This window comes from Escherichia sp. 94.0001, assembly GCF_013369155.2.
Lineage (GTDB): Bacteria > Pseudomonadota > Gammaproteobacteria > Enterobacterales > Enterobacteriaceae > Escherichia > Escherichia coli_F.
In genome coordinates, this window is the sequence record NZ_JABWMS020000047.1 from 23,662 (window position 1) to 35,328 (window position 11,667).

The 11,667-nt window shown below is 51.8% G+C and carries 12 protein-coding genes and 1 pseudogene; 8 read left to right on the forward strand and 5 right to left on the reverse strand.

Features of this window, described 5'->3' with window-relative positions; translation table 11 throughout:
* Positions 1-88 precede the first annotated feature (88 nt).
* From HEN33_RS18000 to HEN33_RS18035, 8 genes and pseudogenes are all read left to right on the forward strand, one after another.
* On the forward strand, positions 89-1,273 hold the full coding sequence (locus HEN33_RS18000; protein WP_176262655.1) for an MFS transporter: 1,185 nt from the start codon (positions 89-91) through the stop codon (positions 1,271-1,273).
* Positions 1,274-1,396: 123 nt separating this feature from the next.
* A complete protein-coding gene (ygaZ, locus tag HEN33_RS18005; protein WP_000445658.1) occupies positions 1,397-2,134 on the forward strand; it encodes an L-valine exporter subunit YgaZ in 738 nt (245 codons plus the stop codon).
* Complete coding sequence (gene ygaH, locus HEN33_RS18010) at positions 2,124-2,459, forward strand: L-valine transporter subunit YgaH (RefSeq protein WP_000119749.1); 336 nt, start codon at positions 2,124-2,126, stop codon at positions 2,457-2,459. Before ygaZ ends, ygaH begins: the two co-directional genes overlap by 11 nt.
* A 90-nt stretch (positions 2,460-2,549) precedes the next feature.
* A complete protein-coding gene (gene emrR / locus HEN33_RS18015; RefSeq protein WP_000378442.1) occupies positions 2,550-3,080 on the forward strand; it encodes a multidrug efflux transporter EmrAB transcriptional repressor EmrR in 531 nt (176 codons plus the stop codon).
* Positions 3,081-3,206: 126 nt separating this feature from the next.
* Positions 3,207-4,379, forward strand: coding sequence for a multidrug efflux MFS transporter periplasmic adaptor subunit EmrA (emrA, locus tag HEN33_RS18020; protein WP_001295175.1), 1,173 nt, complete (start codon positions 3,207-3,209; stop codon positions 4,377-4,379).
* Between the two features lie 16 nt (positions 4,380-4,395).
* Complete coding sequence (emrB, locus tag HEN33_RS18025) at positions 4,396-5,934, forward strand: multidrug efflux MFS transporter permease subunit EmrB (RefSeq protein ID WP_012599898.1); 1,539 nt, start codon at positions 4,396-4,398, stop codon at positions 5,932-5,934.
* A 257-nt stretch (positions 5,935-6,191) separates the two neighbouring features.
* Entirely contained in the window at positions 6,192-6,899 is a 708-nt protein-coding gene (locus tag HEN33_RS18030) for an RNA ligase family protein (protein WP_176262656.1), read from the forward strand.
* A pseudogene (locus HEN33_RS18035) lies at positions 6,896-8,008 on the forward strand (AAA family ATPase). Before HEN33_RS18030 ends, HEN33_RS18035 begins: the two are co-directional and overlap by 4 nt.
* A gap of 44 nt (positions 8,009-8,052) precedes the next feature.
* Here HEN33_RS18035 and luxS read toward each other — a convergent pair.
* The 5 genes from luxS to HEN33_RS26185 form a co-directional block, all read right to left on the reverse strand.
* Positions 8,053-8,568, reverse strand: coding sequence for an S-ribosylhomocysteine lyase (luxS, locus tag HEN33_RS18040; RefSeq protein WP_001130208.1), 516 nt, complete (start codon positions 8,566-8,568; stop codon positions 8,053-8,055).
* A 149-nt stretch (positions 8,569-8,717) separates the two neighbouring features.
* Positions 8,718-10,274, reverse strand: a complete 1,557-nt coding sequence (gshA, locus tag HEN33_RS18045) for a glutamate--cysteine ligase (RefSeq protein ID WP_176262657.1) — start codon at positions 10,272-10,274, stop codon at positions 8,718-8,720.
* Positions 10,275-10,346: 72 nt separating this feature from the next.
* Complete coding sequence (locus HEN33_RS18050; RefSeq protein WP_001287461.1) at positions 10,347-10,775, reverse strand: YqaA family protein; 429 nt, start codon at positions 10,773-10,775, stop codon at positions 10,347-10,349.
* Complete coding sequence (gene yqaB / locus HEN33_RS18055; RefSeq protein WP_032184973.1) at positions 10,772-11,338, reverse strand: fructose-1-phosphate/6-phosphogluconate phosphatase; 567 nt, start codon at positions 11,336-11,338, stop codon at positions 10,772-10,774. Before yqaB ends, HEN33_RS18050 begins: the two co-directional genes overlap by 4 nt.
* Positions 11,339-11,367: 29 nt before the next feature.
* On the reverse strand, positions 11,368-11,667 hold a 300-nt coding region (locus HEN33_RS26185), incomplete at its 5' end, for a hypothetical protein (RefSeq protein ID WP_207108967.1).

The window sequence follows — 11,667 nt, forward strand, 5'->3', positions numbered from 1 at the left end:
CATTTCAACAATCTATCTTTCATCCCATATTCATCAACATCCGCTATTATTGATTTCCAGCTTAATCATCACCTGATGAACAAAAATAATGACTAAACCTAATCATGAGATTAGCCCGGCACTGATCGTGCTGATGTCTATCGCCACCGGTCTGGCGGTAGCCAGTAACTATTACGCCCAGCCATTACTCGACACCATCGCGCGTAACTTTTCCCTTTCCGCCAGTTCGGCGGGCTTTATTGTTACCGCCGCGCAGTTGGGCTATGCCGCAGGTCTGCTGTTTCTTGTTCCCCTCGGTGATATGTTTGAACGCCGCCGCCTGATTGTCTCGATGACCTTACTGGCAGCGGGCGGTATGTTGATTACCGCCAGCAGTCAGTCGCTGGCGATGATGATCCTCGGTACGGCATTAACCGGTTTATTCTCGGTCGTGGCACAAATTCTGGTTCCGCTGGCAGCGACGCTGGCTTCACCGGACAAACGCGGCAAAGTGGTCGGCACCATTATGAGCGGGCTGCTGTTGGGGATCTTGCTGGCACGAACCGTTGCCGGGTTGCTGGCAAACCTCGGCGGCTGGCGCACCGTCTTTTGGGTTGCCTCGGTGTTAATGGCACTGATGGCGCTGGCATTATGGCGTGGTCTGCCACAAATGAAATCAGAAACCCATCTCAACTATCCACAGTTGTTAGGTTCCGTTTTCAGCATGTTTATCAGCGATAAAATTCTGCGCACCCGCGCGTTGCTGGGCTGCCTGACCTTTGCCAACTTCAGCATTCTCTGGACATCAATGGCCTTTTTGCTCGCCGCTCCGCCTTTTAATTACAGCGATGGCGTCATTGGTCTGTTTGGACTCGCAGGAGCTGCCGGAGCGTTGGGTGCTCGTCCGGCGGGCGGTTTTGCCGATAAGGGCAAATCGCACCACACCACAACTTTCGGTCTGCTGCTGCTGTTACTTTCATGGCTTGCTATCTGGTTTGGCCACACTTCCGTACTGGCCTTGATTATCGGCATCCTGGTGCTGGATCTCACCGTGCAGGGCGTGCATATCACTAACCAGACGGTAATTTATCGAATACACCCTGATGCGCGTAATCGCCTGACCGCAGGTTACATGACCAGCTACTTTATTGGCGGTGCCGCCGGTTCGCTAATTTCAGCCTCAGCCTGGCAACATGGCGGTTGGGCTGGCGTTTGTCTGGCTGGCGCGACGATTGCCCTGGTTAACTTACTGGTCTGGTGGCGAGGTTTTCATCGTCAGGAAGCCGCAATTTAAGCAATCAGCAACCGTTTTCGTGGCTTTACACTTATAAGGGTGTTAAGAAGCCCATCAGTCTGATAAGGTTAAGATATTCATTCAGTCTATTTATAATATTAACAATCGTTAAGCGTACACTCTATGGAAAGCCCTACTCCACAGCCTGCTCCTGGTTCGGCGACCTTCATGGAAGGATGCAAAGACAGTTTACCGATTGTTATTAGTTATATTCCGGTGGCCTTTGCGTTCGGTCTGAATGCGACCCGTCTGGGATTCTCTCCTCTCGAAAGCGTTTTTTTCTCCTGCATCATTTATGCAGGCGCGAGCCAGTTCGTCATTACCGCGATGCTGGCAGCCGGGAGTAGTTTGTGGGTTGCTGCACTGACCGTCATGGCAATGGATGTTCGCCATGTTTTGTATGGCCCGTCACTGCGTAGCCGTATTATTCAGCGTCTGCAAAAATCGAAAACTGCCCTGTGGGCGTTTGGCCTGACGGATGAGGTTTTTGCCGCCGCAACCGCAAAACTGGTACGCAATAATCGCCGCTGGAGCGAGAACTGGATGATCGGCATTGCCTTCAGTTCATGGTCATCGTGGGTATTTGGTACGGTAATAGGGGCATTCTCCGGCAGCGGCTTGCTGCAAGGATATCCCGCCGTTGAAGCAGCATTAGGTTTTATGCTTCCGGCACTCTTTATGAGTTTCCTGCTCGCCTCTTTCCAGCGCAAACAATCTCTTTGCGTTACCGCAGCGTTAGTTGGTGCCCTTGCAGGCGTAACGCTATTTTCTATTCCCGTCGCCATTCTGGCAGGCATTGTCTGTGGCTGCCTCACTGCGTTAATCCAGGCATTCTGGCAAGGAGCGCCCGATGAGCTATGAGGTTCTGCTGCTTGGGTTACTGGTTGGCGCGGCGAATTATTGCTTCCGCTATTTGCCGCTGCGCCTGCGTGTGGGTAATGCCCGCCCAACCAAACGTGGCGCGGTAGGTATTTTGCTCGACACCATTGGCATCGCCTCGATATGCGCTCTGCTGGTTGTCTCTACCGCACCAGAAGTGATGCACGATACACGCCGTTTCGTGCCCACTCTGGTCGGCTTCGCGGTACTGGGTGCCAGTTTCTATAAAACACGCAGCATTATCATCCCAACACTGCTTAGTGCGCTGGCCTATGGGCTCGCCTGGAAAGTGATGGCGATTATATAACCCACAAGAATCATTTTTCTAAAACAATACATTTACTTTATTTGTCACTGTCGTTACTATATCGACTGAAATTAATGAGGTCATACCCAAATGGATAGTTCGTTTACGCCCATTGAACAAATGCTAAAATTTCGCGCCAGCCGCCACGAAGATTTTCCTTATCAGGAGATCCTTCTGACTCGTCTTTGCATGCACATGCAAAGCAAGCTGCTGGAGAACCGCAATAAAATGCTGAAGGCTCAGGGGATTAACGAGACGTTGTTTATGGCGTTGATTACGCTGGAGTCTCAGGAAAACCACAGTATTCAGCCTTCTGAATTGAGTTGTGCTCTTGGATCATCCCGTACCAACGCGACGCGTATTGCCGATGAACTGGAAAAACGCGGTTGGATCGAACGTCGTGAAAGCGATAATGATCGCCGCTGCCTGCATCTGCAATTAACGGAAAAAGGTCACGAGTTTTTGCGCGAGGTTTTACCACCGCAGCATAACTGCCTGCATCAACTCTGGTCCGCGCTCAGCACAACAGAAAAAGATCAACTCGAGCAAATCACCCGCAAATTGCTCTCCCGTCTCGACCAGATGGAACAAGACGGTGTGGTTCTCGAAGCGATGAGCTAACGCGTCATCTCGCTCAAAAATCCAGATTTATAAAAGAAAAAATGACTGGCCAGCATCGCAACATGCTGGCCTTTTTGGCAAGCAGGTCGGCTCAGCCGATGAGTTAAGAAGATCGTGGAGAACAATATGAGCGCAAATGCGGAGACTCAAACCCCGCAGCAACCGGTAAAGAAGAGCGGCAAACGTAAGCGTCTGCTCCTCCTTCTCACCTTGCTCTTTATAATTATTGCCGTAGCGATAGGGATTTATTGGTTTTTGGTACTGCGTCATTTCGAAGAAACCGATGACGCATACGTGGCAGGGAATCAGATTCAAATTATGTCTCAGGTGTCTGGCAGCGTGACGAAAGTCTGGGCCGATAACACCGATTTTGTAAAAGAAGGCGATGTGCTGGTCACTCTCGACCCGACGGATGCTCGCCAGGCATTTGAAAAAGCCAAAACGGCACTGGCTTCCAGCGTTCGCCAAACCCACCAGCTGATGATTAACAGCAAACAGTTACAGGCGAATATTGAGGTGCAGAAAATCGCCCTCGCGAAAGCACAAAGCGACTACAACCGTCGTGTGCCGCTGGGCAATGCCAACCTGATTGGTCGCGAAGAGCTGCAACATGCCCGCGACGCGGTGACCAGTGCCCAGGCGCAATTGGATGTCGCCATTCAACAATACAATGCCAATCAGGCGATGATTCTGGGGACTAAACTGGAAGATCAGCCTGCCGTGCAACAGGCTGCCACCGAAGTACGTAACGCCTGGCTGGCGCTGGAGCGTACCCGTATTGTCAGTCCGATGACCGGTTATGTCTCCCGCCGAGCAGTACAGCCTGGGGCGCAAATTAGCCCAACGACGCCGCTGATGGCGGTCGTTCCAGCCACCAATATGTGGGTGGATGCCAACTTTAAAGAGACGCAGATTGCCAATATGCGTATCGGTCAGCCGGTCACCATCACCACCGATATTTACGGCGATGATGTGAAATACACCGGTAAAGTGGTTGGTCTGGATATGGGCACAGGTAGCGCGTTCTCGCTGCTTCCGGCGCAAAACGCCACCGGTAACTGGATCAAAGTCGTTCAGCGTCTGCCTGTTCGTATTGAACTGGACCAGAAACAGCTGGAACAATACCCGCTGCGTATCGGTTTATCCACGCTGGTGAGCGTCAATACCACTAACCGTGACGGTCAGGTACTGGCAAATAAAGTACGTTCCACACCGGTCGCGGTAAGCACCGCGCGTGAAATCAGCCTGGCACCTGTCAATAAACTGATCGACGATATCGTAAAAGCTAACGCTGGCTAATCCAGAGGTGCGTGTGATGCAACAGCAAAAACCGCTGGAAGGCGCGCAACTGGTCATTATGACGATTGCGCTGTCACTAGCGACATTCATGCAGGTGCTGGACTCCACCATTGCTAACGTGGCGATCCCCACTATCGCCGGGAATCTGGGCTCATCGCTCAGCCAGGGAACGTGGGTAATCACTTCTTTCGGGGTGGCGAATGCCATCTCGATCCCGCTTACCGGCTGGCTGGCAAAGCGCGTTGGGGAAGTGAAGCTGTTCCTCTGGTCGACCATCGCCTTTGCTATTGCGTCGTGGGCGTGTGGTGTCTCCAGCAGCCTGAATATGCTGATCTTCTTCCGCGTGATTCAGGGAATTGTCGCCGGGCCGTTGATCCCGCTTTCGCAAAGTCTATTGCTGAATAACTACCCGCCAGCAAAACGCTCGATCGCGCTGGCGTTGTGGTCGATGACGGTGATTGTCGCGCCAATTTGCGGCCCGATCCTCGGCGGTTATATCAGCGATAATTACCACTGGGGCTGGATATTCTTCATTAACGTGCCGATTGGCGTGGCGGTGGTGTTGATGACACTGCAAACCCTGCGCGGACGCGAAACCCGCACCGAACGGCGGCGGATTGATGCCGTGGGGCTGGCACTGCTGGTGATTGGTATCGGCAGCCTGCAGATTATGCTCGACCGTGGTAAAGAGCTGGACTGGTTCTCATCGCAGGAAATAATCATCCTCACCGTGGTGGCGGTGGTGGCTATCAGCTTCCTCATTGTCTGGGAACTAACTGACGATAATCCGATAGTGGATCTGTCGTTGTTTAAATCGCGCAACTTCACCATCGGCTGCTTGTGTATCAGCCTCGCGTATATGCTTTACTTCGGCGCGATTGTTCTGCTGCCGCAGTTATTGCAAGAAGTCTACGGCTATACAGCAACCTGGGCGGGGCTTGCCTCTGCGCCGGTAGGGATTATTCCGGTGATCCTGTCGCCGATTATCGGCCGCTTCGCGCATAAACTGGATATGCGGCGACTGGTAACCTTCAGCTTTATCATGTATGCCGTCTGCTTCTACTGGCGTGCCTATACCTTTGAACCGGGTATGGATTTTGGTGCGTCGGCCTGGCCACAGTTTATCCAGGGCTTCGCAGTGGCCTGCTTCTTTATGCCGCTGACCACCATTACGCTGTCTGGTTTGCCACCGGAACGACTGGCGGCGGCATCGAGCCTCTCTAACTTTACGCGAACGCTGGCGGGGTCTATCGGCACATCCATCACCACCACCATGTGGACTAACCGCGAGTCGATGCACCACGCACAGTTAACCGAGTCGGTAAACCCGTTTAACCCGAACGCTCAGGCGATGTACAGCCAACTGGAAGGGCTGGGGATGACGCAACAACAGGCATCAGGCTGGATTGCCCAGCAGATCACCAATCAGGGGCTGATTATTTCCGCCAATGAGATCTTCTGGATGTCAGCCGGGATATTCCTCGTCCTGCTGGGGCTGGTGTGGTTTGCTAAACCGCCATTTGGCGCAGGTGGCGGCGGAGGCGGTGCACACTAAGGTTGTTAAAGGGAGCTGCGGCTCCCTTTTTATTTGCTCATTCTGTAAACGGTTGTTTTATCATCTCAAACGGTGTATCTTTTCGCCGCCCCAAACTCTTCCATTCACCATTAACCGGTTCTGAGCATTCGCTCAGGTTGTTAACTCTCTTTTTTCTTCGCCCTCGCTTTCGCGGGTGATACTCACATTTTTCTTTTAACCCCATAACTCGCACCCTCGCGGGCGTACATTTATTACACACAAAATAATGGATTATTATGAATACCCAACGAAAATACGGGAGAACCTGGCATTATCCTTTCTCCCCTGGCACCACCAGCGATGACCGTATTAACACCGATTACTGGCAGGATTTACAGGCCATCACGCAATTGGTGCACACAGAAAAACTCGACGGTGAAAATAACTGCCTTAACCGCTACGGCGTGTTTGCCCGTTCCCATGCCGCGCCTACACAATCGGCATGGACCTATAAAATTCGCCAACGCTGGCAACTGCTGAAAAACGATCTCGGCGATCTGGAGTTGTTTGGTGAAAATCTTTATGCCGTTCATTCGATTGAATATCGCGCTCTGGAACAGGACTTTTACCTGTTTGCCGTTCGCTGCCAGGATATGTGGCTGAGCTGGGAAGAGGTGCAGTTTTACGCCGCTCTGTTTGATTTCCCCTGCGTTCCCGAAATCTCCGCCCCGCAGCCGGGGAATGATGAAAAAAGCTGGCAACGTGATTTTCTGGCACTGACCAATGCGCGCGGCGCGTTCGATCCCTGGGATACACAAACCGGGCAACCCTGTACGCTGGAAGGCATTGTCAGCCGGAATAGTGATGCGTTTTCCGTCGCTGACTTTTCGCATAACGTCTTCAAGTATGTACGCAAAAATCATGTCAAAACCACCGAGCACTGGAAACGCCACTGGCGACGGGCGCGGATGGCCCATGAGTTCGCTTATGGAGAACAGTCATGATTTGGCAACTTACCGACGACAAACGCTGGTCGACGCTACGCCAGCGTTTTAGCTGGGTTGAGGATATGCATAACACGCCGCAAGACCCGGAGCATCATGGTGAAGGCGACGTTGGTGTGCATACTGAAATGGTGCTGAACGCACTCGTTGCGATGGCTGAGTTTCAGCAACTCCCCGCTCAGCAGCAGGAAATTTTATGGGCGGCGGCGTTATTGCATGACGTTGAAAAGCGCAGTACTACCGTGCAGGAAAACGGACGTATTCAGTCCCCTGGTCATGCTCGTCGGGGCGAACTGACGGCCCGACAAATTTTATGGCGCGATATCCCAACGCCGTTCGTGCTACGCGAGCAAATCGTTGCGCTGGTGCGTCTGCATGGGTTACCGCTATGGTTACTGGAACGTCCGGAACCGGAGCGTTTGCTGCTCACGGCTGCAATGCGCATCGACACGCGTCTGCTCGCTTTGCTTGCTCGTGCCGATCTGCTTGGTCGCCATTGTCATGATCAGCAATCAATGCTGGAACGCATCGATCTGTTCGAGCTATTTTGCCAGGAGCAACAATGCTGGGGAAAAGTGCGTTCATTCGCTTCGGATTCCGCACGCTGGCATTACCTGACCCATGAACAAAGTTCTCCTGATTTTGTTCCCTGGGAGGCTGAATCTTTTGAGGTTATTTTGCTGTGTGGTTTACCGGGTATGGGCAAAGATCGCTTTATCAGTGAACAGTGCCAGAGAGTGAACGTTATCAGCCTTGATGATATGCGGCGGTGAATCAATGCCAGTCCGGACGACAAAACCGCCACCGGGCGTATTGTGCAACAGGCAAAAGAAGAGGCGCGCGTTTTTTTACGCCAGAAGAAGCCGTTCATCTGGAATGCAACGAACATTACCCGCCAGCTGCGTAGCCAGCTCACCAGTCTGTTTACGGCTTACGGTGCACGAGTAAAGATCGTTTATCTGGAAGTGCCATGGGCACAATGGAAGCAGCAAAATGCCAGACGCGAGTATGCAGTTCCTGAAACGGTCGTGATGCGGATGGCCTCAAGGCTGGAAGTTCCTCAACCTGATGAAGCACATAGTGTGGAATATTGGGTGACTGACAGGTAATAAAAGCCGGGCGGTGATTTCACCAGCCCGGCCTCTTCAATTGACTAGATGTGCAATTCCTGCAACTTTTCTTTCGGCAGCGCCAACTCTTCGTTGCTGTTGATGCGTACGTCACGTTCCAGGATATTACGCGCAATATCCTGCGCTTCCTGCAACGAATGCATCTGATAAGTACCACACTGGTAGACGTTCAGTTCCGGGATCTGATTCTGATCCTGCACTTTCAGCACGTCTTCCATTGCCGCTTTCCAGGCATCAGCAACACGCTGCTCATCTGGCGTACCAATCAGACTCATATAAAAACCGGTGCGGCAGCCCATTGGCGAGATATCGATAATCTCAACGCCATTACCGTTCAGATGGTTACGCATAAAACCAGCAAACAGGTGCTCCAGGGTATGGATCCCTCTTTCTGGCATCACTTCTTTGTTCGGCACGCAGAAGCGCAGATCGAACACGGTGATTGCGTCGCCATGCGGGGTGTTCATTGTTTTTGCCACCCGAACTGCAGGCGCTTCCATCCGGGTATGATCGACTGTGAAGCTATCTAACAACGGCATTTAGCCACCTCCGGTAATTTTTTTAAAAATTTTCTGAACTCTTTCTTCCCAGGCGAGTCTGAGTATATGAAAGACGCGCATTTGTTATCATCATCCCTGAATTCAGAGATGAAATTTTGGCCACTCACGAGTGGCCTTTTTCTTTTCTGTCAGGCGTGTTTTTCCAGCCACACCGCAAACGGTTCGGTATCAGCGGCTTCCATTTCCTGCTGACGGCGTACAGATGCCTCGCGCTCGGCTACAAAATCCTCTTCACGCAGAATTTCCAGCGGCTCTTCACGCAGCAGATTACGGTACGCTTCAGCAAACGCTTTACCTGTTCCGCCAATACCAGTATCAATCATAGACCTTAAGATACGGGCAGAGAAAGTCAGATCGGGATTATCGAAGCAGGCGACCAGTTCATCACACACTTTCTGGTACGCTTCGCCGCCGTTAATGCTATCCAGCGTTTGCGCCACGCGTTTTAGATCGCGGAACAAATCTTTCCCCACCTGCGGCAACGGGAACTGCGCGGTTTCGCAGCCGATACCCAGCGTCAGGCCCGGTTTGCGACCTTCGAGGATCACCCGGTTCCAGTTAACGCGTGTACAGGCAAGCTCGCTACTGCTCATTTCCGGTGCATCAGCCAGCGCACACCAGACCATAAACAGATCGAGGAATCGCACCTGTTGTTCATCTACACCAATCGGCGAGAACGGGTTGATGTCCAGCGAACGCACTTCAATATATTCAATGCCGCCACGTAACAGTGCATCAGAAGGCGACTCGCCACTGCGGGTAACGCGTTTTGGACGAATCGGCGCGTACAGTTCGTTTTCAATCTGCAGCACATTGCTGTTGATTTGCAACCGCTTACCGTCTTTCTCAATACCAATCTTCGCGTACTCTTCCGATGGCGTTTTGATTGCCTGTTTAAGGCCCGCTACGTACTCGTAGAGATCGTTGAAGGTGATACCAAGATTGCTTTGCGATTTGTTGGTATAGCCAAGATCGCTCAAACGAAGAGAGGTCGCATACGGCAGGTAATACATACCGCACTCGGTTTTCTCAAACGGCAGCGACGTTGGTTTTCCTTGCAAGAAAGAAGAACAAATCGCCGGAGACGCGCCAAACAGATAAGGAATGACCCAACCGAAACGATAGTAATTGCGAATAAGGCGGAAATAGCCCGCAGAAATTTTCTCTTTGGCATCAGCGCCCGAGATATCGCCGCACTTCGCTTGCCAGAATGCCATGGGCAAAGAGAAATTGTAGTGCACGCCGGAAATGGTTTGCATCAGCGCGCCGTAGCGATTTTTCAGCCCTTCACGGTACAGCGTTTTGAAGCGTCCGGTGTTAGAAGTGCCATACTGTGCCAGTTCGATGTCCTGACCTTCTGCGATATAGCATGGCATACTTAACGGCCACATCCGCTCATCGCCCATATTGCGCGCCGTATAGCGATGCAGATCGCGCATAAAGGTCAGCATATGTTCAATATCACCATCCACTGGTGTAATAAATTCCAGCAATGCTTCCGCAAAATCGGTAGTAATCCATTTATGCGTCAGTGCGGAACCTAATGCTTCAGGATGACCTGTTGTTGCCAGTGTGCCATCAGCATTAACACGCAAAGTTTCGCGCTCAAGCCCACGCTGTATCCCCTTTAACGCCTGAGGATGTTTTTCCAGCCAGGCCAGCGCCTGTGATACGTCCGGGATCAAGTTGACCTCCCGCCTGTCAAAATCGTTTTAATTAGCATAACTGTAATGGTGACCATGTGTGCAGGCCTACAATTAGTGCCACCATATCATGCCCTGAACGGTCGCTGCTGCAACTGCAACATAACGTAACGCTTTACCAAGGCACAAAAAAAAGATTACTGGCCCCCAGGAGATGCGCATCCATCCCGCTAACAGACACAGTAAATCGCCAACCACGGGCATCCAGCTTAATAATAGCGTGACTGCACCATAGCGTTTCAGCCAGCCGGTAGCTTTCTCTTGCCAGCGCGATGTTTTACGCAATGGAAAGAAACGCCCAAGGATAACGTTAGTTAACCCTCCAAGGCTATTACCCATTGTTGCTGTTAAAACTAAAACCCAAGGATGACTTACCCCGGAAAGCAACATGGCCACCAGCACGACTTCGGAATTACCGGGTAATAGTGTAGCGCTGAGGAAACTACTGGCAAACAACGAGAAAAGCGATAAAGCTTCACTCACAGCAAGCGAACATCCACAGCGTCCATGCCTGCAGCACGGGCCGCCTGAATACCGAAATCAGCATCTTCAAAGACCACACACTGTGTTGGTTGCACGCCCATACGCTGCGCGCACAACAAAAATGTGTCTGGCGCAGGTTTATGATGTTTGACGTGATCGGCAGCAACAACGGCGTCAAAATAACGGCGTAATCCCAGGTGCGTTAGCAGTGCCTCAGCGATGGCGCTTTCACTCCCCGTTCCTACAGCCATTGGTCGACGTCCGTGCCAGCTTTTCACCACTTCAACAAGGGGGAGTGGTTCGACGCTATCGAGTAACATGCTTCTGACTGCTTCTGTTTTTTCACGCGCCAGCGCATGCGGGTCGAGATCGGCCTGATTCAGTTCAATAATCGCCTGAGCAATGCGCCACGTGGGCGAGCCATTAAGCGCAATCATCGCCTGAACATCGTACTGAAGACCGTAGTGCCCTAATACTTCGCGCCACGCTTTACGGTGCGTAGGCTCCGTATCCAGGATTGTGCCATCCATATCAAAAATTAAACCTGCATAACGCTCGTACATGGTCTTCTCGCAAGTCGAAAAATATGACGCTACTTTAGCGTAATTGCTTGATTTTGTCGCTGATGGCGAAGGAGAAGAATATTCAGGAAATGGATAAAATAGTTATTTAGAAATGAAATATTTTTGAAGGGGATTTTTTGCAGAAGATGGTGCATCCGGGAGGATGACTCACTGGCGTTCGCCCTTCGGGCCGTTGCTGCCGCAACGTTATCCTCCCTGGAGCAGACGGTGATTACCATCGCCTCTTCCATACCATCATCGCTGAAGATTACGGAGAATATGGTGCATCCGGGAGGATTCGAACCTCCGACCGCTCGGTTCGTAGCCGA